Annotated in this window: 20 protein-coding genes; 7 read left to right on the top strand and 13 right to left on the bottom strand. The window is 71.7% G+C overall.

Going from position 1 to position 21,154, the window contains the following annotated elements:
- Window positions 1-13: 13 nt before the first annotated feature.
- From ACFY3L_RS39530 to ACFY3L_RS39545, 4 genes are all read right to left on the bottom strand, one after another.
- On the bottom strand, window positions 14-1,522 hold the full coding sequence (locus tag ACFY3L_RS39530) for a serine/threonine-protein kinase (RefSeq protein ID WP_389336584.1): 1,509 nt from the start codon (window positions 1,520-1,522) through the stop codon (window positions 14-16).
- A gap of 235 nt (window positions 1,523-1,757) precedes the next feature.
- On the bottom strand, window positions 1,758-2,195 hold the full coding sequence (locus ACFY3L_RS39535) for a hypothetical protein (RefSeq protein WP_389336586.1): 438 nt from the start codon (window positions 2,193-2,195) through the stop codon (window positions 1,758-1,760).
- Window positions 2,196-2,236: 41 nt separating this feature from the next.
- Window positions 2,237-2,845, bottom strand: coding sequence for a hypothetical protein (locus ACFY3L_RS39540; protein WP_389336588.1), 609 nt, complete (start codon window positions 2,843-2,845; stop codon window positions 2,237-2,239).
- Window positions 2,838-3,710, bottom strand: a complete 873-nt coding sequence (locus tag ACFY3L_RS39545) for an HAD hydrolase family protein (RefSeq protein ID WP_389336591.1) — start codon at window positions 3,708-3,710, stop codon at window positions 2,838-2,840. Before ACFY3L_RS39545 ends, ACFY3L_RS39540 begins: the two co-directional genes overlap by 8 nt.
- Window positions 3,711-3,746: 36 nt before the next feature.
- On the opposite strand from ACFY3L_RS39545, the gene ACFY3L_RS39550 reads away from it, so the two are divergent.
- Together ACFY3L_RS39550 and ACFY3L_RS39555 are read left to right on the top strand one after the other, a co-directional pair.
- Window positions 3,747-4,112 (top strand): hypothetical protein, encoded by a 366-nt coding sequence (locus ACFY3L_RS39550; protein ID WP_389336594.1) that lies wholly within the window; start codon window positions 3,747-3,749, stop codon window positions 4,110-4,112.
- 229 nt (window positions 4,113-4,341) lie between these two features.
- Window positions 4,342-4,908, top strand: coding sequence for a hypothetical protein (locus ACFY3L_RS39555; protein WP_389336597.1), 567 nt, complete (start codon window positions 4,342-4,344; stop codon window positions 4,906-4,908).
- A gap of 106 nt (window positions 4,909-5,014) precedes the next feature.
- Here ACFY3L_RS39555 and ACFY3L_RS39560 read toward each other — a convergent pair whose 3' ends face one another.
- Window positions 5,015-5,422 carry a nitroreductase family deazaflavin-dependent oxidoreductase gene (locus ACFY3L_RS39560; RefSeq protein WP_389336600.1) on the bottom strand — a complete coding sequence of 136 codons (408 nt, stop codon included), beginning with the start codon at window positions 5,420-5,422 and terminating at the stop codon, window positions 5,015-5,017.
- A gap of 277 nt (window positions 5,423-5,699) precedes the next feature.
- Here ACFY3L_RS39560 and ACFY3L_RS39565 point away from each other — a divergent pair, with 277 nt between their 5' ends.
- Window positions 5,700-6,020 carry a hypothetical protein gene (locus ACFY3L_RS39565; protein WP_389336603.1) on the top strand — a complete coding sequence of 107 codons (321 nt, stop codon included), beginning with the start codon at window positions 5,700-5,702 and terminating at the stop codon, window positions 6,018-6,020.
- A 2,793-nt stretch (window positions 6,021-8,813) separates the two neighbouring features.
- On the top strand, window positions 8,814-9,437 hold the full coding sequence (locus tag ACFY3L_RS39570) for an ATP/GTP-binding protein (RefSeq protein WP_389337043.1): 624 nt from the start codon (window positions 8,814-8,816) through the stop codon (window positions 9,435-9,437).
- On the opposite strand, the gene ACFY3L_RS39575 is transcribed toward ACFY3L_RS39570, so the two are convergent.
- Window positions 9,377-10,222 carry a hypothetical protein gene (locus ACFY3L_RS39575; RefSeq protein WP_389336606.1) on the bottom strand — a complete coding sequence of 282 codons (846 nt, stop codon included), beginning with the start codon at window positions 10,220-10,222 and terminating at the stop codon, window positions 9,377-9,379. The genes ACFY3L_RS39570 and ACFY3L_RS39575 overlap by 61 nt on opposite strands.
- A 284-nt stretch (window positions 10,223-10,506) precedes the next feature.
- On the opposite strand from ACFY3L_RS39575, the gene ACFY3L_RS39580 reads away from it, so the two are divergent.
- Window positions 10,507-11,259: a maleylpyruvate isomerase family mycothiol-dependent enzyme gene (locus tag ACFY3L_RS39580; protein ID WP_389336609.1), complete on the top strand. Its 753-nt coding sequence runs from the start codon at window positions 10,507-10,509 to the stop codon at window positions 11,257-11,259.
- Window positions 11,260-11,469: 210 nt separating this feature from the next.
- On the opposite strand, the gene ACFY3L_RS39585 is transcribed toward ACFY3L_RS39580, so the two are convergent.
- The 4 genes from ACFY3L_RS39585 to ACFY3L_RS39600 are packed head-to-tail and all read right to left on the bottom strand — an operon-like array spanning window position 11,470 to window position 16,631.
- Window positions 11,470-11,946: a (2Fe-2S)-binding protein gene (locus ACFY3L_RS39585; protein WP_389336612.1), complete on the bottom strand. Its 477-nt coding sequence runs from the start codon at window positions 11,944-11,946 to the stop codon at window positions 11,470-11,472.
- Window positions 11,947-11,957: 11 nt separating this feature from the next.
- Complete coding sequence (locus ACFY3L_RS39590) at window positions 11,958-14,210, bottom strand: molybdopterin cofactor-binding domain-containing protein (RefSeq protein ID WP_389336615.1); 2,253 nt, start codon at window positions 14,208-14,210, stop codon at window positions 11,958-11,960.
- Window positions 14,207-15,406, bottom strand: a complete 1,200-nt coding sequence (locus tag ACFY3L_RS39595) for an oxygenase MpaB family protein (protein ID WP_389336618.1) — start codon at window positions 15,404-15,406, stop codon at window positions 14,207-14,209. The genes ACFY3L_RS39590 and ACFY3L_RS39595 overlap by 4 nt, the downstream gene beginning before the upstream one ends.
- Before the next feature lie 16 nt (window positions 15,407-15,422).
- Window positions 15,423-16,631 (bottom strand): oxygenase MpaB family protein, encoded by a 1,209-nt coding sequence (locus tag ACFY3L_RS39600; protein ID WP_389336621.1) that lies wholly within the window; start codon window positions 16,629-16,631, stop codon window positions 15,423-15,425.
- A gap of 157 nt (window positions 16,632-16,788) precedes the next feature.
- On the opposite strand from ACFY3L_RS39600, the gene ACFY3L_RS39605 reads away from it, so the two are divergent.
- Both ACFY3L_RS39605 and ACFY3L_RS39610 read left to right on the top strand, forming a co-directional pair.
- Entirely contained in the window at window positions 16,789-17,427 is a 639-nt protein-coding gene (locus tag ACFY3L_RS39605) for a TetR/AcrR family transcriptional regulator (RefSeq protein WP_389336624.1), read from the top strand.
- Between the two features lie 4 nt (window positions 17,428-17,431).
- Window positions 17,432-17,845 carry an AMP-binding protein gene (locus ACFY3L_RS39610; RefSeq protein ID WP_389336627.1) on the top strand — a complete coding sequence of 138 codons (414 nt, stop codon included), beginning with the start codon at window positions 17,432-17,434 and terminating at the stop codon, window positions 17,843-17,845.
- On the opposite strand, the gene ACFY3L_RS39615 is transcribed toward ACFY3L_RS39610, so the two are convergent.
- Genes ACFY3L_RS39615 through ACFY3L_RS39625 form a run of 3 tightly spaced genes read right to left on the bottom strand, consistent with a single transcriptional unit; the run spans window position 17,808 to window position 21,085 of the window.
- Window positions 17,808-18,941, bottom strand: coding sequence for an acyl-CoA dehydrogenase family protein (locus ACFY3L_RS39615; RefSeq protein WP_389336630.1), 1,134 nt, complete (start codon window positions 18,939-18,941; stop codon window positions 17,808-17,810). The two genes, ACFY3L_RS39610 and ACFY3L_RS39615, sit on opposite strands and share 38 nt — an antisense overlap.
- Before the next feature lie 9 nt (window positions 18,942-18,950).
- Window positions 18,951-19,979 (bottom strand): LLM class F420-dependent oxidoreductase, encoded by a 1,029-nt coding sequence (locus ACFY3L_RS39620; protein WP_389336633.1) that lies wholly within the window; start codon window positions 19,977-19,979, stop codon window positions 18,951-18,953.
- Entirely contained in the window at window positions 19,979-21,085 is a 1,107-nt protein-coding gene (locus tag ACFY3L_RS39625; protein WP_389336636.1) for a CaiB/BaiF CoA transferase family protein, read from the bottom strand. The genes ACFY3L_RS39620 and ACFY3L_RS39625 overlap by 1 nt, the downstream gene beginning before the upstream one ends.
- Between the last annotated feature and the right edge of the window lie 69 nt (window positions 21,086-21,154).

Here is a 21,154-nt window from a genome sequence, read left to right on the forward strand (position 1 = left end):
GCGCGCTGAAACGTCAGCCGCCGCTGGTGGTGGTCCCGGAGCGAGGGTCCAGGCCATCGCACGTGACGGTCATGCCGACGGTCCGGTTGCCGTGCACGAAGGTGACGGTCGCGGCGGAGGCCGGCCCCGCGCTCACCCAGTCCGTCCGGAACGGGGCCGTCGGCGCCCACGACAGCAGCTCCGCGACGCCCGGCGAGGCGCACCGGGCCCGGACCGTCCCTCCTTCGGATGCGAACGTCTCCGCCGCACCGGGGCCGGGCGGCGGCGCCGCGCTCGTCGGAGCCGCACTCGTCGGGGCCGCGCTCGTCGGCGCACCGCTGCCCCGTGAAGACGGCGTGACACTGGGCCCTGCGCCGCCGACCGGCCGCGCCGACGGACTCGGCGCCACCGACGCCCCCGACGTGCCGGGGCTACCGGATGCGCTGGCAACTGTGGCGGTTTCGACGGAGGACCGGCTCGCGGGTGCTGCCGGGTTCTGGACGCCGGCCTCCGCCTGCGCCGGTGTCGATGCGGTGTGGTCGGCCGCCGGAACCACGAGCCAGACGAGCAGCCCCGCGGCCGTCGCCCCGGCCAGCCCGGCGGCGAGCCTCGTCCGGCGCCGCCCGGCAACGCCCGGCCCGTCCACCGCGGCGACACTGGTCACGGCCGCTACGGGTACCGGCGCCGCAACGGCCGCCGCGGCACCGTCCGCACCAGGATCGGGCCCGCCGGGTGTGCCTGCCGGGACGGGCACTGCGGCCGCGGCCAGGATGGCGGCCACCTCGGCGGCGGTCGGCCGGTCCGCCGGATCCTTCGCCAGGCACCGCTCGCACAGCTGCGCGAGCTCCGCCGGCACGCCCGGTAACGCCGGCAGCGCCGCCGGCGGTGTGCTCAGGTGCGCCTGGAGCAGGCCGGCCGACCCGGACGCGGTCCACGGCAGGTGGCCCGCCAGCAGCCGGTACAGCAGGACCCCGAGACTGTAGACGTCGGACGCGGGCGTGACGGCGTCCTCGGTCATCCGCTCCGGCGCCAGGTACTCAGGCGTGCCGAGCAGGTCGTCCTCCTCGGCGGCCCCGAACCCGGCCGCGATGCCGAAGTCCACGACCTTCGCCCCCGTCGGGGCGAGGATCACGTTGGCGGGCTTCACGTCGCGGTGCACGAGACCCTCGGCGTGCGCGGCGGCGAGCCCCGCGGCCACCTCGGCGCAGATCCGGAACACCAGCGGCGGCGGGAGCGGCGCGCCGGCGAAGCGCTGGTGCAGCGTCGGACCCGGCACCAGCTCCATCACGATGTACGGCGTCCGCTGCCCGTCCTCGACGGTCTCGCCGAAGTCGTGGACCTGAGCGACGTTCGGGTGCGCGAGCCCGGCGGCGACGCGCGCCTCGACCCGGATCTGCCGCCGCGAGCCGGCGTCAGCGGCGTGCCGGCCCGACAGCAGCTTGACCGCGACGTCCCGCCCGAGCACCACGTCGTGGGCACGCCACACCGTCGACATGCCACCCACACCCAGCACCTCGTCGAGGTGGTACCGCCCTCCGAGCACCCGCCCTTGCACCTGCGCCTCGGTTCCCTTTTCCAACCAGAGGCAAACATCACTGTTCGATAACGTCCAGGACGATGCCTGGAATCGGCTGCCAGGCCGGCGAGCGTCACCGCCAGACGAAGGACCGAGGCCAGTCGTCCAGCCCGGGATCGTTATCTTGACGATGATTGATGTGTGCTGGTGGGTCTGATGGCTGGCTTGGGGGTGGAGTTGGCGTGATGTGTGGTCGTGGCGGTCAACTGAAGAGGTCGTTGGAGAATCCGGCCGCGGGAAGCAGGTCGCCGGTTTCCATCCAGTTGGCGACGGTCTCGACCGCTAATGCCGTGGGGATGAAGCAGGCCGTCGGGATGTCAAGGACGTCGTCGAAGTATGCACGTCTGCACTGTCCGTTCAAGTGCGACTGACGGCGCGTGACGGTCTGGAAGTAGTCGTTGTCGGTGTGGACGATGGCCCAGGCGTCTGGTGCGACGACCAGGCAGAGTGAGTCTTCGGGGTCATCGGCGGTGCGCCAGAGGCTGACGCCGGGCAGCAGGCTGGCGCCTTGGGTGTCGTAGAGTCGGCGGGCCCGATCCACCACGACCAGCACCTCGGCCGCTGTCGAGACGGCGATGGAGACATCGACGTCGTTGACCGGATTCCGGAATGTGGCCTGCATGCTGTGGCTCTGCTCCATGGCTGGCGATGCGATGGCTGGCTCACGTGTCGGTGCACCCACTACGGAGACGAATTTGCAACGATTGCTTCGAAGCGTTCGAGTCCGCCACTCATCAGCTCATCCCACAGCGTTCCAATCTCGAGATACCAGAAGTTTCGCCAATCTTCGAATACCCGCGAGTCCAGTTCAAGCATGCGCCGGGTGCTGCCGGTCAACGCGTCGACCTCGCGCGCGTGCCCGGTATCCTCGTCCCACTCAGCGAGGGGAACATCGCATATCTCATGAAGCCTGCTGCCGAGTAGAGCACGCTCGTCCAGACAAGCAGCGAAACTTGCCACGGTGCTATTGACAAAGGTCGAGGGGCGCAGATGGATCTCACCCTGACGCCTGCGTAGAGGATCGTTCACCTTGGCGTGGCGCACGATACCGGTGCCGGTCGCCACACCATAGATTGCGAATAAGGTCCACCCCGGCAATTTGGTTTGCTCGCCAAGGTAATAGTGCTCCCCCTCGCCAGGAACGGTCACTGTCGCAGAACTTCCAGAACCAGGAAGCCTGAAGAATCCTCGCTCGAGAGCCGAGCAGATGGTTTCCGGCACCTTCTGCCAGGCTGGTATGTCCCAGTCGGCGGTGATGTCAACGAGCGGAACCCTCGATGCGTCAGGCAATGCGTCCCACCCTTTCGGCCGCCCCAGTCGCCGCGGCGATCCAGCGGGTCACGCCGTCGTCGGTGTTGGCGCCGATCACCTGGGTGGCGGCCGCGCGGACCTCGGCCGCGGCGTTCGCGACCGCCAGCGCGGTGTCGGCGACCGCGAACATCGGCAGGTCGTTGAGCTGGTCTCCGAAGCACGTCACCGCTTGTGCCGCCACTTCGGCCTTCAGCGCGGCAACCGCGGCGGCCTTGGTCCCGGAGGTCAGCTCCAGCCACCATTGCCCGGACGAGTAGATGTCCTCGGCCAGGACGAAGTGGCAGCCGCGCGGCGGATCAGAGAGCTGCTCGAACAGCTCCTGCAACCGCTGCCGGTCGCCGATCAAGGAGACGTAGAACACCGATGCCGCATCGATGTCGTCCCGGGTGGACAGGGGCAGCAGCCGGGGGTCGCCGGGCCGGGCGCGCAGAAAGTTCGCCACTCCAGGTGTGATCCGATCAGCCAGCCAGCAGGCACGGTCCCTGCCCTCCCGGATGGCGAACATGATCGGTTGCACGAGCCGTGAACCCTCGGTAAGACGGAACACCTCCTCCACCAGCGCGACCGGCAGGAACTGCGCCTGGCGAGCCTGGCCGGTCACCGGGTCCACGACGACCGCGCCGCCGTACGTCATGACCGGAAGCCGCAGCCGCAACGGCGCGGTCACGCGTGCGGCAGAGGTGTAGGACCGGGCTGTCGCGTAGGTGAACAGTCCGCCACCGGCGATGTACTCGTTGATCACGCTGACCGTGAACGCGCTCAAGGTCGCGTCCGGTCGAAGGAGCGTGCCATCGAGGTCGGAGACCAGCAGCTCTCGATGGTGCCTATACCCCAGCCCTGACATGCGCGGACCTTAACAGCACCGCCGTATGCTCCCGAGGTGGGTGATGACGGCCAGGTCCGCGCCGGCAGCATGGGGAGCGACGCCGACCTGCCTCGGATGGCCGATGTGTTTCCGATGCTCGTGGCCGAGGTCGACCGGCTCTTGAGGCTCGACGATCCGTCGCACCCACTCGCCGGCACAGTGGGGGAATTGCGGTTCTACGGGCGCTGCACCTGCGCGAAGACCTGCACCAACCTTCTGACCGCGCCGGCCGGGTCGGCTGGACCTTACGTTGCTCCGCTGGAGCGGGATGGGATCGACGTCATCTGGCTCAGCGTCGATCCCACAGGTACGACCGTCGTCGACATCAAGGTGCTCGAGCCAACCGGACTCGGCTGCGGGAGCGCAGAACGCGTCCGTTGATGTCCGGAACATGCACCTTGCGCGCTGCACCGTCGGGCGGCCCGGCGAGCGCTCCCCCGCGTCCGGATCGGGTCCCGGGCTGCGACCAGGCCGCGAGTCCTGGACTCGGAGTGCTGCACACGCGGTCGTGGCCTCCCTTATGGCGAGAATTTCGCTGATTGTCGATCTCTCGAACCGTACGTACATTCTGTACACACGTTCTGTACCGAACGTACTCGGGAGGCGTCAGATGAAGATCGACGTTCGCACGGATCTCGTCGACGAGCAGCTCGAACAGGCCTGGCAGCTGTACGAGGCCGCGTTCCGTCACCTCAATGCGCTCACCATTCAACGGCATCTCATGTACCGCTCGGAGTTCGACGACGTCATGTTCGACCGCCGGGTCGAGAAGTGGCTCGTGTACTCCGACGACGGTGTCCTGCTCGGGCTCGCCACGTACACCAACCAGCTCAGCGCCTGGCCGCTGATCTCACCGGAGTACTTCGCGCGGCGCTGGCCGGTCCACTACGCCGAGCACCGGATCTGGTACTGCGGCTTCGTCGCGGTGCCCACGCACGAGCACGGCATGTTCGTGAAGCTCATCGAGGCGATGTACCGCCACGCCGAGGAGCACGACGGCGTCATCTCGCTGGACATCTGCCGGCACAACATCGAGGCGTACCGCCTGGACCGGGCCATCAACACGTGGCTGCGCCGGGTCTCCGACAACCGGGTCCGCTGCGAGACCGCCGACGCCCAGACCTTCATGATCTACGAGACGGCACCCGCCGCGGAGGAGCACCTGCGCGCGGCGTGAAGCTCGGCCGTACACCGCAAGCGCCGTACACCGCCCGCGCCGTCCACCGCGGCCTGCGCGGCACCGGCCGGTGAGACGGAGGGGCCAGGCCCCTCCGTTCCGTTCGCTATGCGACGGGTTCCAGGACCACGACCGGGATCTGCCGGGTGGTCTTGCGCTCGTAGTCGGCGAACCCCGGGTACGCCGCCTTCTGCGCGGTCCAGATCCGCTCCCGCTCCTCGCCGTCGGTCACCCGGGCCACGAGCTGCTGCGTGCCGGTGCCGATCTCGGCCGTGACCCGCGGTTGAGCGACGAGGTTGTGGAACCAGGCCGGGTTGGTGGGCGCGCCACCGTAGGAGGCGAACACGGCGTACCCGCCGTCGACCTTCTGGTACATCATCGGGTGGACCCGCTCCTGGCCGCTGCGGGCGCCGACCGTGTGCAGCAACAGCAGCGGGGCGCCCTCGAAGTTGCCGCCGACCTTGCCGCCGTTGGCGCGGAACTCTTCAATGATCTTGTCATTCCAGTCGCTCATGATCGTAAGTCTTCCACCACTCGCGGCCTGCCGCACATGAGTCGGGACGGATGTGTTTTGAGTCTTGACATAAGAATTGGATCGATGAACGGTCGGTGCCCGGAGCGGGGGCCCTGAACTGCCGGTCGTCCATGCGTGAACGCTGCCGGGGATAGCCGTTGTTTTCGCTGATCCGCGCCCAGTCGCTCTTCCGCCCGGGCCGGCTGGTCGCCACGATCGCGGCGGTCGCCGTGGCCGGCTTCGCACTGCTGGCGCCGGCGCCGGCGGTCAGCGGCAGGTGCTGCGGGTCCGCCCGGTCTTCACCGGCGACCGGGGCCTGTCGAGCATCGCCGACGGGCCGAAGTACCTCTACGCGACGAGGAACGCCCTGGAGTTCGTGCCCGGCGAGCCGTGGGTCGAGGGCAAGAACTACGACGGCTCGTCCCTGCCCAGGCCGTCGGAGATCCACGAGCACGGTCCCACCGGCGTGACCGCGGTGCGCGAGGGCATCACCGGGTACTTCGACCAGGTCGACGCGCTGCCGGTGAGCGACCGCACCGAGGCGGACTGCTGGTCCAGCGACTACTACGCCACCCAGCCGTCCACACGCCCGGGTTGAGGTGGTGCGCGGTGTCGCAGCGCCGCGGGACACCGGACGCCCGATAGGCTGTCCGCGCGACGACGGTGAACGGAAGGTGGGCGGGCTCTGATCCGGCGTGCTGTGCTGATCGGCATCCCGCGCTTCGGCGACGCGGTGCCGCCGCGGGATCCGCTGCCGTTCGCGCCGCAACGGGTGGGCGACCTGGCCGAGGCGCTGCAGCGGTTCGGCTACGAGTGCCGGACCCCGGCGGCCGGCACGATGATCGGGCCGGCGATACACCGGGCGGTCTTCGACGCCGCCACCGGGCTCGGGCGCGACGACCTGCTGATCGTGTATGTGCTCAGCCACGGCGAGGCCACCGCCACCGACCGGCTCGTGGTGATCGACGCCGCCGGGCAGGACCATTCGGTCAACGACGTCAACGAATGGGTCCGCACGTTCGCCGACAGCACGGACCTGCCGTCGACGCTGTTCCTGATCGACTGCTGCTACGCCGGGAACGCGGTGCGCCAGCCCTGGCAGGTGGCGCACCGGCGCACCCGCGGGCGCGCCTGGGCGCTCGCCGCGTGCGGACCGTCGGATCTCGCCTTCAACGGCCGCTTCACCCAGGCAGCGGTCAACGTGCTGAACAGGTTCGCCACGAGCGACGCCGTGGCGGGCACGGAGCACGACCGGATCCCGCTGGACACCGCGGCCGTGGAGATCAGCCGCGAGCTGCACGACCTGGTCGAGGCCGACACCGGGCAGCGGCAGGAGGTGCTCGGCAGCCTGGTCGACATCGCCGAGGAGCGGCCGACGCTGCCGTTCTTCCCCAACCCGCATCACCGCCCGGCCGGCACCGCAGCACACCGGCGCCTGGTGCGCGGCGCGGTCGACGCGGGCACCGCGCCGTTCTTCGACGACGTCGATGAGGGCCTCGACCCGCGGCATTTCGTCCGTACAGCGAGCGGCCTCGGCGGCCCGGCGGCGGACCATGGCGGGTGTTTCCGTGGCCGCAAGGACGAACTGGTCACCCTCGCCGAATGGTTCGACGGGCGCGACGAAGCGCGGGTCCGGGTGCTCACCGGGAGCGCCGGAGCCGGGAAGTCGGCCATCCTGGGGATGCTGGTGTGCGCCGCACATCCGGTGCTGCGGCAGGCCACGAAGCACGTCTGGAGCCACGCACACCGGGTGCCGGTGCCGCACGACCGGCTCGCCGCGGTGCACGCCCGGCAGCGGGCGCTGCCGGAGATCGTCGCCTCGATCGCCCGCCAGCTCGGCTACGGCGGCCCCGGCCACGGCCTGCGGACCGCCCGCGAGCTGCTGTCAGCGCTGCGGGACGCCGACGAGCCGCCCGTCGTCGTCATGGATGCCCTGGACGAGGCGATCGGCCACGAGGAGCTCCTCAACGGCCTGGTGCTGCCGCTCGCGACCGCCGAACGGGCCGACGGCCGCCCCGTCTGCCGGCTGCTGGCCGGGGCGCGCAAGTGGCCCGAGTTCGCGCCCCTGATCGAACTGGCCGGCACGATCGACCTTGACCATGTCGACGCCACGCGCCTGCGCCGCGACCTCGAGGACTACGTCAGCGATCTGCTGCGCCGGCACGATCCGTACGACGACGAGCGGTACGTGGCGGCCCGCCAGCGCTTCGCGCGCGCCGTCGCGGCCCGCCTGACCGGCGAGGCGCACCGCGCGGACGAGCACCGGTGGGGCGAGTTCCTGATCGCGGGCCTGTACGCCAACCATTTCCTTGCCGCACACACGCCGGTCGACGACCCGGACGAAGCGGCCCGGATCGGGTGGGGCGTGCCGCGCGCGCTGCCGGACGTCTTCGAGCTCGACCTCGCGGGCCGGTCCGGTGCGGCGCAGCTGCGCGCGGTGCTCGCCGCCCTCGCCCACGCGCACGGCGAAGGCATGCCCGCGCTGATGCTGCGCCGCGCCGCGGCGGCGTTCACCGGCACCGACGGGCCGCTGGACTGGGCAGCGGTCGCCTCAGCGCTGGACGAGGGCGGCTTCTACCTGCGGCGATCCACCGACACGGATGGCACACCGCTGTTCCGCCTGTTCCACCAGGGGCTCGCCGACCATCTCCAGCGGCACCCGGTGACCGCCGGGTCCGCTGAACCGGTGGAAGCCGGCGCCGCACGGATGTTCGAGGCGCTGCTCAAGCCGCTGGCCGCCGCGCCTGGCGGCCGGCGGTGGGACACGGCCGAGCCGTACCTGCTGCGGCACGCCGCGTCGCTGGCGTCATCGCCCCAGCTCCGCGACGACCTGGAGTTCCTGGTGCACGCCGACCCCGACGACTGCACCGGCGTGCCCGTCGCGTGGCTGGGCCGGGACCGCTGGGTCGCCATCGCCGCCCGGAAGGAGGACCGCCGCCAGTTGCTCGCGCTGGAGGCGGCCCGCAACAACCGCCCGGACGAGGCGCGGCGCTTGTGCCGCCCGCCTCTTGCCTGGCAGCCGGTCTGGTACAGCCCTGCGGCGACGAGCGTGCGGCACCTCGACGAGCTCGGGCTGTCCGTGCTGGGTCACCGCGACGGCCGGGTCGAGGTCCGCGACTGGTCCGGCCGGAGCCGGGTGGAGCGGAGCACGCTGGACAGCGGCGTACCGCCGACGCAGGGCAGCGGCGCCCGGTTCGTGCTGCAGGGGCGCCCGCTGGTCGCCGGCGCCGCGGCGGGCGACGCCGAGCGGCTCACCGTCCGGGAGGAAGGCCCGGACGGGCCAGAGCTGCTCGGCTTCCAGCTCGACGCGCCGATCGCCCGCGTCAACGCCACCACGAGCGGGCACCTGGCGGTCGTGACCCGCGACGGCGTGGTCTTCTTCGAACAGACCCTGGAACCGGTGGCCTCCCGCGGCGCCGCCGCCGTGAAGGTCTTCCTCGGCGGCGGCTTCGGGGCCGGCAAGACCACCGCCGTGGGCGCCGTCACCGAGGTCATGCCGCTGGTGACCGAGGCGTTGATGACGGTGATGAGTGTCGGGGTCGACGACACCCGCTTCCTGCCGGACAAGACGACCACCACGGCACTGCTGGACTTCGGCCGGGTCACGCTCGCCGAGGACCTCGTCGTCTACCTCTTCAGCGCGGGCGGTCAGCCCCGCAAGTGGCCGTTGTGGTTCGACCTGGCCCGTGGCAGCGCCGGCGCCGTGGCCCTGGTCGACACCCGGCGCCTCGAGGACGCCTTCGCGGCCGTCGACTTCTTCGAGGGCGCCGGGGTGCCGTTCGTCGTCGCCGTCAACTGCTTCGACGGCGTCCAGCACCACACCACCGACGAGGTCCGGACGGCGCTGAACCTGTCGCCCGGGATCCCCGTCGTCGCGTGCGACGCCCGCAGCCGGGCGTCGGTGCTGGACGTGCTGATCCGCCTGCTCGAGCACGCACTGCGGAAGGTCCCCGGTCAGCGGGCGGCGTCGACCCAGGGCGCCACGGCGTCCGCGGTGACGGGGCACGCCAGGTAGCGGATCACGCGGTGGAAGTCGAACGCGGCGATCGACACCTCAAGGTCCGCGTCGACACCGTGGAAGCGCTGCGACAGCAGCCGTGGCACCGCCACGAGGTCCCCGCGGTCGGCGATGTTGACCCAGCGACGCACACCGGCGGGCCGGGCTCCAAGGCCCGCGACGGGTGGCGGGTCGAGCCGGTCGAACACGACGTCCGGCATGCCGAGCGGCGACCCCAGCGTCACCAGCAGCTCCACCGGTGGCAGCTCACCCGCCGCGAGGACCTCGTACGCGACGACGGACCCGAGCGAGTGCGCGATCACCACCTTCGGGCGGTGCTGCGCGATCACCCGCCGCACGTCGTCCCGGACCGCCGAGCGGACCCGCTCGTCACCGAGGTACCTGGCGACCTCCACGCAGTACCGCGTCACGAACCACGCGACCATCCTGTGGTCCAGCCCGAACCTGCGGGCGATCCAATCCAGCACGTACCGCGCGGGCAGGGTCAGCCGTCCCTGGCTCTGCTCGGCCGGCATGCCCAGCGCCCGCGCCCAGCGGTCCAGCACGGCGACCGCACCGGGCACCGCCTCGATGTCCGCGGACCCCTGCGGGGTCTCCCCACGCAGCCGCTCCGCGTAGTAGGCCACCAGGACGTCAACCTGCCGGTGCGGGCCGAGCCCGGCGGCGAGCGCCTCCGTCCAGGTCTTGCTCAGCGCCTCGGCGGCGTCGTCGCCGGTCCGCTCGTCGTCGTGGTTGCCGATACCGTGCACACCGACGACAGCCGCCGGCCGCTGCTCACGCATCGATCCAGTCCCATGCCATGCCACAGATTCTCGGCACCCGCACCGCACCGCGGATCGGCACCCCTACCCGATCGCCTCTAGGTATCCCGACTCAGATTCGGAACGGCGTGCCCCGTTCAGCAGCCGATCCGCTGCCGCCCCAGCGCGATGTCGTCCAGGCGCACGTCGAAGCGGGTCGGGGCCGGGCCCGGCCAGCACCACGGTCCGCGGCCGGGCGACCGAGCTCAGCAGGCGCGCCCGAAAGTCGCTGTCCCGGCCGCTTCGCCCGGTGGTACACACCCGTCGTGGAGTTTCCCGAGCTGCTTCGGCTGATCGACGAGCGGTCCGCCGCCTTCAGCGCCGCGGTCGCCGCGGCCCCCGCCCTCGATGCGCAGGTGCCGACCTGCCCCGGGTGGACGCTGCTCGACCTGGCGCACCACCTGGGTGAGGGCCGCCGGAAGTGGGCCCTGATCGTCGCCGCCGGCCCTGCCTCCGCTCCCCCACCGCCGCCCGTGCCGGCGGAACCCGCGCCGCAGGACCGCGCGTCCCTGCTGTCCTGGCTGGCCGCCTCGACCCAGCAGCTGCTGGACGCGCTGCGGTCCGCCGGCCCGGACCGCGGCTGCTGGACCTGGTGGGCGGCCTCGGAGTCCCCGCAGACCAGCGGCGCCGTGGCCCGCCACCAGCTTCAAGAGGTCGCCGTGCACACGTACGACGCCCAGCTCACCACCGGCGCCCCGGAGCCCCTTCCGACCGCCGTCGCCCTCGACGGCGTCGAGGAGTTCCTGGCCACCTGCTGTGCCGGCGCCTACCGCTGGCCGCACGCTCCCGCCGCCCTCGACTACCACGCCACCGAGGGCCGCTCCTGGCGCCTCTCCCTTGCCGCCGACGGCGTCCGCCTCAGCCGCTCCCCCGCCCCGACCCCGGCCGACGCCTCCCTGACGGCCACCGCCAGCGAACTGGTCCTCACCCTGTACGGCCGCATTCCCTTCGACTCGCTGCCTCTCACCGGCGACCGCCGCCACTTCGACCTGCTCGTCGCCTGGGACCCCGACGAATAGCAATGGACTTCCCACGCTCGGAGCCGATCACGGCCACAGCCACGAGCCTCAATGCGGTGGAAGCCGAGCCGGGGGTGGCGCTCCCGCCGGAATACCGTGTGTTCATGCTCGGCCGGCTACGACGGCCGAAGGGACCGCACTGAGCGCTCCACCGCGGGTGGATCGGCGGACACGCCTCAGTAGGGGTCGCCGCAGACCCGCCGAGACGGATTACATGCGCTTCGCGCCGTCCTTGATGGCGGCGCGGATGCGGGGGTACGTGCCGCAGCGGCAGATGTTGCGCAGGGTGTCGAGGTCCGCGTCGGTGATGTCGCGGCCCTCGGCGGCGGTGCGGCGGACGAGGTCGACGGCGGCCATGATCTGGCCGGGCTGGCAGTAGCCGCACTGGGCCACGTCGTGGTCGAGCCACGCCTGCTGCATGGGGTGCAGGTCGCGGCCGACGGCCGCGGCCAGGCCCTCGATGGTGGTGACCTCGTCGGTGGGGGCGAGGTCCTTCACCGGGATGGCGCACGGGTTGACGGCCCGGCCGTTGAGGTGGCTGGTGCAGGCCTTGCAGACGTTGATGCCGCAGCCGTACTTGGGGCCGGTGATCCCGAGGAGGTCGCGCAGCACCCACAGCAGGCGCTCGTCGTCGGCGGCGTCGACGGTGACCTGCGAACCGTTGACGCGGAAGGTGTGCTGGGGCATGCGAGCGGCTCCTAGGCAAGCCCGTCGGTGGGCGACGGCGGGATCGGCGGGACGGTCGGCTTGGGGGTGAAGGACAGCGTGCCGTGGTTGATCGGGAAGGTGGTCGGCATGGTGCCGGTGGCCCGGCCGTAGGCGCACGCGACCGCGGCCATCGACGCGGCCACGCCGAGCTCGCCGGCGCCGCCGGGCTGGTCGGACGTGCTGGGCATGACGATCACCTGCAGGTCGGGCGGCGTGTTCCACTGGCGGGTGTAGAAGTAGTTGTCCCAGCTAGCCTCGAGGAAGTACCCGTCGCGCAGGTGCAGGCTGGACGTCAGGGCCAGGGCGATGCCGTCCATGACGCAGCCCATCATCTGCGCCTCCAGGCCGCGCGGGTTGACGGCGAGGCCGACGTCGACGGCGATCACCGCACGGACGACGCGCGGGCCGGCGACGCCGTCGCGGATGGGGCGGTTGACGGTGGCGGGGCGGCAGTCGAGCTCGACGAGGACGGCGCTGACGGCCTTGTACTCGGCGTGGAACGCGATGCCCTGCGCCACGCCGGCCGGCAGGGAACGCCCCCAGCCGCCGGCGGTGGCGACCCGGTCGAGGACGGCGCGGGACCGGTCGTCGCGCAGGAAGGCCCGCCGGAACTGGTACGGGTCCCGGCCCATGCGGGCGGCGAGCTGGTCGACGACGAGCTCGCGGGCGCAGGTGACGTCGGGTGAGTAGACGTTGCGCATGCTGCCGGTGTTGAAGCCCTTGTCGGTCTCGTTGAGCAGCCGGCTGGTGACGCCGAAGTCGTAGGACATGGTCTGGCTGAGCTGGAAGAACGTCTCGGAGAAGCCGATGTCGCCGACGGGCAGGCGGGCGGCGAAGGCGGTGATGATCTCGCCGAGGCCGTGGCTGAGGTCGGTGGCGACGCTGGTGTGCCGCTGGTCGTAGCTGAGGACGGTGTTGCCGAGGTACGCGGCGCGCACCCGGGACGTGGCCATCGGGTGCACGCGGCCCTGGCGGGAGTCGTCGGCGCGGTGCCACATGAGCTTCACCGGCCGGCCGATCTTCTGGGACACCTCGGCGGCCTCGAGGGCGGCGTCGAAGAACAGTTTGCGGCCGAACGAGCCGCCGCCCTCGGTGACGTGGACGGTGACGGCGCCGGCCGGCAGGCCGAGCTTGGCGGCGATCGCCTGTTTGGCGACAATCGGTGACTTGAGCGCCGACCAGATCTCGGCGCGGCCGGCGCGGACGTCGGCGATGGCGCAGTTGGGCTCCAGGGCGCTGTTGTTGCGGAATTGGAAGGTGAAGCGGGCGTCGACGACCGGGGTCGGCGGCCGCAGCCCGATCGGCAGCTCGGCGACGGCGAGCTCCTGCCGGACGGTCTGGTCGGACTTGCCCTCGGCGGTGCCGGGCCGCCAGGTGACGCGCAGGGCGCGGACGGCGTCGATGCACTGACCGAACGTCTGGGCGCGGACGGCGACGCCGGTGCCGATGACGACGACGTGGGTGACGCCCGGCATCGCCTGGACCGCGGCGAGGTTGGCGACCGAGCCGACCTTGCCGTTGATGGTCGGCGGGCGGCACACCATGGTCGGCTTGGCGTCGGGCACGTCGAGGTCCATGGCGAAGCGCTTGCGGCCGGTGACGGCGTCGCGGGCGTCGACGCGGTTGTGGGGCTTGCCGATGACGGTGAAGCTCTCGCGGGCGGTGAGCTCCACCGCCACCTGCGTCGTGCGGGTGCTCGCCGCCGCGACGGCGAGCGCACCGATGTCGAGGTGCCGGCCGGAGCGATCGGTGATCACTCCGGCCCGCAGGGTCAGGTCGGCCACGGCGGTGCCGAAGGACTGCGCGGCGGCTTGCAGGAGCCGGGTCCGGGCGATCGCGGCGGCGACCCGAATCGGCGTGTAGGTGGCGATGGTGGTGTTGGACCCGCCGGTCAGCTGGTTGAACAGCAGCTCCGGCCGGGCGTCGGCGAGCGTCACCCGCACCCGCTCCAGCGGCACGGACAGCTCCTCGGCGATCAGCATGGCGCTGGAGGTGGTGATGCCCTGCCCGACCTCGGCGCGGGGCAGCGCGAACGACACGGTGCCGTCCGGGTTGACCTCGACGGAGATCAGCCCCGACGTCGGCAGTGCGGCCACGGTCATGAGGTCGTTGAGGTCCACGATGTCGGTGACGTCAGTAGCGGCGGAAGCCGGCGTCGGGGCATCCAGCGATGCGGCGGTCACCAGTACAGGAGCGGCGACGACGAAGCCGATGAACTGCCGCCGCCGGATGCCCTCGCTCACGACGGCCGGTTGATGGTGGGGATCTCGATCTTCGTCTCCTGGCCCTTGGTGAGGTAGAAGAGGATGTACTGGCGGACCGCCTCGTCGACGACCCACGCGGCGGCGGGGACGAGCGGCAGCGGCATGAGGCCCTCGCGGAACTTCACGAGCGGCGGCCAGACCGTGGCGATCAGCGGGTCCCACACCGGCTCGCGCGGGATGGCGTCCCAGTCGGCGACCTGGTTGCCCACGAGGTACCGGGCGAGCGCGTTGCACAGCGGCCGGCTGACGCTGCCGGGGCTGGTCTGCTCGGCGAGCTGGCCGAGCAGCACGTCGGTGAGGATGACGCCCTCGGGGGTCGGTCCCATGTTGCGGGGCAGGACCTGGTCGGACTGGGCGTTGGCGGCGGCCCACGTGGCGGGGATGTACTCGTCGCGGATGCCGAGCATGTGCGCGGTGACCTGCCAGACGTGCAGGTAGGCCTCGGCGTCGGCGGCGGGGATCGGCACCTTCCACTCGCGCATCTTGCGCATCGCGAAGGTCGGCAGGGTGTGCCAGGTGACGAGCATGTCCTCCTGGCTGATCGGGATGGTGCCGTCCCAGTGCGGGGACTGCTGCAGCAGGTGCCGGACGGCGGCGTGCACGAGGCGGGTCTTGACGGCGTTGACGATGCAGTTGCCGTCGGGGCGGTAGGCGTTGAGCGCGCCGACGGCGAAGCCGAGGATGCTCGTCTTGGCGACGCGGTCCTCCATGTCGGCGCCGCCCTTGGAGTAGTAGACCGCGCGGGCCTCCTTGGGGATGGCGGTGCTCAGCATGCCGCCGCCGACGCCGTTGAGCAGGTTGAGGTAGAGGCCGCGGGACTTGTTGAACGTGGCGGCGGCCTCGAGCTTGCCGCGGTCGGCCCAGTCCGGCAGCTGCCGCGCGTGGTCGATGAACGCCTTCACGTCGGCGGGCAGACCGGCGGGCGTGGGCTGGTCGTTGCGGGTCCAGTCCCACAGCAGCCGGTTGACCTCGGGGACGCCGCCGCGGTCGAGCAGCGACGCGACGAGCGGGTCGGCCTCCTCGTCCCACACCCACCGCGGGTCGGCGCCCACGCCGGCGCCGGCGATCGACCCTTCGGGGGCCCAGGTCCAGGCCGGCGTCGCGACGCTCAGCGCGCCGAGCGCCCCGAGGGCGCCACCGGCCATCAGGACTTTTCGTCTGCTCAATTCCGTCATATCGAATGTCTCCAATTTACGAGGGGCGGTTGGTCTGTGGGATTTCGATGCTGATCGGGCCGGCGTCGGACAGGAACAGCAGCGCCGCCTTGCGCAGGAACTCGTCGAAGAGCCAGTAGGCCTGCGGCGCGAGCGGGAACGGCAGCAGCCCTTCGCGGACGGCGATGAACGGACCCCAGGCGACCTTGAGCAGGTTGTCCCACAGCGGCTCGCGCGGGACCCGCAGCCACCCGGCGATCTGGTCGCCGAGCATGAAGCGGGTGAACGAGCCCAGGATCGGCTTGGTCAGCAGGCCTGCGTCGATGACCGCACCCAGACCGAGCAGGATGTCGGCGAGCTTGATGCCCTCCGGGGTCGGCGCCAGGACCGGGGTGAGGACCTGGGCGGCCTGCGAGTTGGCCTCGGCCCACGACGCGGGGATGTACTCGTCGCGGATGCCGAGCATGTGCGCGCCGACCTGCCACGAGTGCAGGAACGCGTCGGACTCGGCGGCGGGGATCGGCACCCGCCAGTCGGTCAGCTTCTGCATCACGGTGGTCGGCAGGCTGTGCCAGGTGACCATCATGTCGCGCTGGCTGATCGGGATCTGCTCGTCGGCGGTGCCCGGCCAGTACGGCGACTGCGGCAGCAGGTGGCGCACCGCGGCGTGGACGAGGCGGGTCTTGACGCAGGTCACGATCATCTCGCCGTCGGGCTGGTATGCCTTGAGCGAGCCGATGTCGTAGCCGAGCTTGGCGGTCTTGGAGATGCGGTCCTTCATGTCCGCGCCGCCCTGGGAGTAGTACACGGCGCGGGCCTCGTGCGGGATGACGGTGCTCATCATGCCGCTGGCCAGGCCGTAGAGGACGCCGAGGTAGAGGCCGCGCTTGCGGTTGAACTCCACGGCCAGGGCCAGCTTGCGCTGGTCGGTCCACGCGGGCAGCTGGCGGGCCCGCTCCATGAAGTCGCGCAGGTCGGCCGGCAGCCCGTCGGGCAGCGGCTGGCCGTTCTTCTTCCAGGTGCGCAGCAGCGCGTTGACCTGCGGGACGGCGCCGCGGTCGAGCAGTGACGCGACGAGCGGGTCGGCCTCGTCGTCCCATACCCAGCGCGGGTCGGCGCCGGGTCCCGCGCCGGCCACCGAGCCGGCGGGCGACCAGCTCCAGGCCGGCGTGGCGATGCTCAGCGCGCCGAGCGCGCCCAGTGCAGTGCCGGAGGTCAATACTTTGCGCCGGCTGATGTTGCCCATGCCTTCGCCTCCTTCGAGTACCGGACCGGCAGTGATACGATGAAACGCATCACGAGTCCGTGTATCATCGATGACAACACATGGTGTCGGCAATCACAAGGCATCCAGTGACATCGACTGCCGGGCAGGGCAGAATCGGCACCAGCAGGAGGTGATCGTGGACCCGGACCAGTCGTTGCTGGAGCGCGCCTACATCGACGCCGTCGAGCGTGTCGACGACCTCGACGAGGCCCGCGGCCGCATCCTCGACGCGGCCTACGAGCAGTTCTGCCGCATGGGCATCCAGCGGTCCACCATGGAGGACGTGGCGCGGCGGGCCCGCGTCTCCCGGATCACCGTCTACCGGCGGTTCGCCACCAAGGACCTCCTCGTCGAGCACGTCGTGCGCCGCGAGTTCCGGCGCTACTTCGATCAGTTCCTCACCGACATCCAGCAGGCCGAGACCGTCGCCGACCGGGTCGTGTTCGGCTTCGTGAGCTCGCTGCGGGCGATCCGGCGCAACCCGCTCATCGGCGGGCTCATGGCGGCCGAGCCCGACCTGCTCATGCCGTCGATGCTCGGCGACGGCGGGCAGACCCTCGCCACCGTGCGGCAGTTCGTCGCCGGGCAGCTGCGCCAGGAGCAGCGCGCCGGCAACCTGCCGGGCGACCTCGACGCCGACCTCGTCGCCGAGATGATGGTCCGGGTCTCGGCCTCGTTCCTCGCGATCCCGAGCAAGGTGGTCGACCTCGACGACGACGAGCAGCTGGCGGCGGTCGCCCGCCAGTTCCTCGTGCCGATGCTGCACTCGGACTGAAGCCATGGACGCCGACCTTCCCCCCGAGGTGGCACTGCTCGCCCGCGGCCTGACCCGGATCGGGCTCAGGCCCGGCGGCAGGCTGCTGATCGTCCTGCCCGGCCGGGCCGAGCAGTGGCTGATCGACCTCGCCGCCGCCTCGCTCGGCGCGGTGCCGGCGGCGATCGACCCGGCGACGCGCACCGACCGGCTGCGCCACCTCGCCCGCCATGCCGCACCGCAGCTGCTCGTGCTGGAGTGCGCCGCCGAGCTGGACCGGTGGCGGCCGATCCTCGCGGACCTGCCGAGCCTGCGCCGGATCGTCCTCGTCGACGATCCGGCGCCGCACGAGCTCAGCCTGGCCACGGTCTCCCTGACCCAGGTGCGGGAGGCGGGTCTGCTCACAGCCCCAGCGACCGGCCGATCACTTCCTTCATGATCTCCGTGGTGCCGCCGTAGATGGTCTGCACCCGCGAGTCCAGGAACGCCTTCGCCACGGGATATTCGCGCATGTACCCGTAGCCGCCGTGCAGCTGCAGGCACCGGTCCACGGTGCGCTGCTGCAGCTCCGTGCACCACCACTTGGCCATCGCCGCCGTCTCGGCCGTCAGCGCCGGCTCGACCAGGCAGCGGTCCACGAAGACCCGGCCGAGGCGCAGCTCCGTCGCCAGCTCCGCCAGCACGAACCGGTTGTGCTGGAAACCGCCGATCGGCTGCCCGAACGCCTGCCGCTGCTTGCAGTACGCCACGGTCTGCTCGAACACCGACTCGGCCGCGGCGAGCGCGGCGACGGCGATCGACAGCCGCTCGAAGGGCAGGTTCCGCATGAGGTACGCGAAGCCCCGCCCCTCCTCGCCGAGCAGGTTCGCGGCCGGCACCCGTACATCGGAGAAGAACAGCTCGGCGGTGTCCTGCGCCTTCTGCCCGATCTTGTCGAGGTTGCGCCCACGCTCGAAGCCGGCCATGCCGCGCTCGACGACGAGCAGGCTGATCCCCCGGTGGCCCGCCGCCGGGTCGGTGCGGGCGACGACGATGACGAGGTCGGACAGGATGCCGTTGCTGATGAACGTCTTCTGCCCGTTGAGGACCCACGCGTCGCCGTCGCGGACCGCGGTGGTGGTGATCCCCTGCAGGTCGCTGCCCGCACCCGGCTCCGACATGGCGATGGCGGTGATGATGTCGCCGGAGCAGAAGCCCGGCAGCCACCGCTGCTTCTGCTCGTCGTTCGTGAGGTCCGTCAGGTACGGGCCGATGATGTCGTTGTGCAGGCCGAACGCGGGCCCGGTCGCGCCCGCGCGGGCGAGGCCCTCGGTGAGGACGGCGCTGAACACCCGGTCGGTGACGCCACCGCCGCCGTAGCGCTCGTCGACGAAGAACCCGAGCAGGCCGGCGGCGCCGGCGGCCCGCCACACGTCCCGGTCGACGACCCCGTCGGCCTCCCACCGCTCGTGGTGCGGGGCGATCTCCTTGTCGATGAAGGCCCGCACGAGCTCGGCGAACGCCCGGTGCTCGGCGGTGAAGACGGTGCGCTCCATGGCGGCTCCCTACTGGGTCATGGCCTTGACGGCGGCGATCAGGCGGCGCGGCTGCGGCCCGAGGGGCGTCACGTTGAGGATCGTGACGCCGGCGTCGCGGTATGCCTGCACCCGGTCCCGGACGTAGCCCTCGGGCCCGATGAGGCTGGTCCGTTCGAGGAGTTCCGCCGGTACCGCGGCGGCCGCCTCCTCCTTGCGGCCGGCCAGGTACAGCTCCTGGATGCGGTCGGCCTCGGCGGCGAACCCGTACCGGCTGACGAGGTCGTGGTAGAAGTTGCGGTCCTTGGCGCCCATCCCGCCGACGTAGAGCGCGATCAGCGGCCGGGCCAGGTCCCGCAGCCCGGTGACGTCGTCGCCGATCGCGAGGGGCCCGCCGGCGGCGATCTCCAGCGGCCCCAGCGCCGGGTCGCGCTTCGCACCGCCGTCGGCCAGGGCGGCGCCCCACACGTCGGCGGCGCGGGACGGGTCGTACAGGAACGGCATCCAGCCGTCGGCGAGCTCCGCGGTCATCCGCACGTTGCGGTCACCGAGGGCGGCGACGTGGATCGGGATGCTGTCACGGACCGGGTGGCTGAGGATCTTCAGCGGCTTGCCGAGGCCTGTCCCGGCACCAGGCGGCAGCGGCAGCTGGTAGGCGCCGTCGTTGACGAGGGTCTCGCGGCGCCAGACCCGGCGGCAGATGCCGATCAGCTCGCGGGTGCGGGCGAGCGGCTTGTCGTACGGGACGCCGTGCCAACCCTCGATGACCTGCGGACCGGACGCGCCGACGCCGAGGATGGCGCGGCCGCCGGAGACCGCGTCGAGGCCGGCGGCGGTCTGCGCGATCAGCGCCGGGGTACGGGAGTACAGCGGCAGGATCGAGGACCCGATGCTGAGCCTCGTCGTCTTCGCCGCGAGGTAGCCCATGACGGTCGGCGCGTCGAACCCGTACGCCTCCGACACCCACACGACGTCCAGTCCGTCGTCCTCCCAGGCCGCGACGCGGTCGACGGCGGCCCTCGGGTCGGCGTCCACCGGTAGTGCGGTGGCGATGCGCATCAGGAGCCTCCCAGCCAGTCCTTGAGGACCTCGTCGGTGTGCTGGCCCGGCACCGGTGGCCGGCCGGCGATCGCGCCCGGGGTGTGCGAGAAGCGGGGTGCGACGGCGGGCTGCACGATGCCGTGGTGGACCTCGAAGGTGCCGCGCGCGACCAGGTGCGGGTGGCCGGCGGCCTCGGCGAGGGACAGCACCGGCGACACGCACGCGTCGGTGCCGTCGAACACCGCGCTCCATTCCGCTCTGGTACGGGTCGCGAACACCGCCGCGAACCGCTCCTGCAGCACCGGCCAGCCCTTGACGTCGTGCTGGGCGGGCAGGTCCGCGTCGGCGTCGAGCCCGAGCAGGCGCAGCAGCTCGGCGTAGAACTGCGGCTCCAGGGCGCCGACGGCCATGTGCCCGCCGTCGGCGGTGGCGTAGACGGCGTAGAACGGGGCGCCGCCGTCCAGCAGGTTCCGCCCCCGCTGCGGGCGCCAGGCACCGGCGGCGAGGAGCCCGGCGAACATCGTGGTGAGGTGTGCGGTGCCGTCGACGATCGCGGCGTCCACGACCTGCCCCACGCCGGTGATGCGGGCGACGTGCAGCGCGGCGAGGCAGCCGACGACGAGGTACAGGGAGCCGCCGCCGAAGTCGCCGACGAGGTTGAGCGGGATCCGCGGCGGGCCGTCGGCGGCGCCGATCGGGTGCAGGGCACCGGCGAGCGCGATGTAGTCGACGTCGTGCCCGGCGGTCTGCGCGAGGGGCCCGTCCTGCCCCCAGCCGGTCATCCGCCCGTACACCAGGGCCGGATTGCGCTCGAGGGCCGCGTCCGGGCCGACGCCGAGGCGTTCGGCGACGCCGGGGCGCCAGCCCTCCACGACGATGTCGGCCTTGGCGGCGAGGTCGAGCACGCGGCTGACGCCCGCCGGGTCCTTGAGGTCGACGACGATCGAGCGCTTGCCGCGGTTGAGCAGGTCGGTGGCGGGGTCGCCGCCGGCCAGCGGGCCGGGTTCGGGACGGTCGACGCGCACGACGTCCGCGCCGAGGTCCGCCAGCAGCATGGCGGCGAACGGTCCTGGCCCGATCCCGGCGAGTTCAAGGACCTTCACACCGCTCAGAGGCCCGGTCATGCCGCCACCTCCGCTGCGCTCCGGCGTCGGCCTGACCCACACCTGCAACGCCGACTCGCGGCTCCTCCA

The sequence above is a fragment of the Dactylosporangium sp. NPDC000521 genome (assembly GCF_042898305.1).
In the GTDB taxonomy this organism is placed as follows: Bacteria; Actinomycetota; Actinomycetes; order Mycobacteriales; family Micromonosporaceae; genus Dactylosporangium.

Coding starts and splice junctions, on each gene's coding strand:
- ACFY3L_RS39595 (WP_389336618.1), bottom strand. CDS start 15,406: ATGACGGAATTGAGCAGACGAAAAGTCCTGATGGCCGGTGGCGCCCTC.
- ACFY3L_RS39620 (WP_389336633.1), bottom strand. CDS start 19,979: ATGCGCATCGCCACCGCACTACCGGTGGACGCCGACCCGAGGGCCGCC.
- ACFY3L_RS39575 (WP_389336606.1), bottom strand. CDS start 10,222: ATGCGTGAGCAGCGGCCGGCGGCTGTCGTCGGTGTGCACGGTATCGGC.
- ACFY3L_RS39600 (WP_389336621.1), bottom strand. CDS start 16,631: ATGGGCAACATCAGCCGGCGCAAAGTATTGACCTCCGGCACTGCACTG.
- ACFY3L_RS39560 (WP_389336600.1), bottom strand. CDS start 5,422: ATGAGCGACTGGAATGACAAGATCATTGAAGAGTTCCGCGCCAACGGC.
- ACFY3L_RS39610 (WP_389336627.1), top strand. CDS start 17,432: ATGGACGCCGACCTTCCCCCCGAGGTGGCACTGCTCGCCCGCGGCCTG.
- ACFY3L_RS39535 (WP_389336586.1), bottom strand. CDS start 2,195: ATGGAGCAGAGCCACAGCATGCAGGCCACATTCCGGAATCCGGTCAAC.
- ACFY3L_RS39585 (WP_389336612.1), bottom strand. CDS start 11,946: ATGCCCCAGCACACCTTCCGCGTCAACGGTTCGCAGGTCACCGTCGAC.
- ACFY3L_RS39625 (WP_389336636.1), bottom strand. CDS start 21,085: ATGACCGGGCCTCTGAGCGGTGTGAAGGTCCTTGAACTCGCCGGGATC.
- ACFY3L_RS39615 (WP_389336630.1), bottom strand. CDS start 18,941: ATGGAGCGCACCGTCTTCACCGCCGAGCACCGGGCGTTCGCCGAGCTC.
- ACFY3L_RS39555 (WP_389336597.1), top strand. CDS start 4,342: ATGAAGATCGACGTTCGCACGGATCTCGTCGACGAGCAGCTCGAACAG.
- ACFY3L_RS39545 (WP_389336591.1), bottom strand. CDS start 3,710: ATGTCAGGGCTGGGGTATAGGCACCATCGAGAGCTGCTGGTCTCCGAC.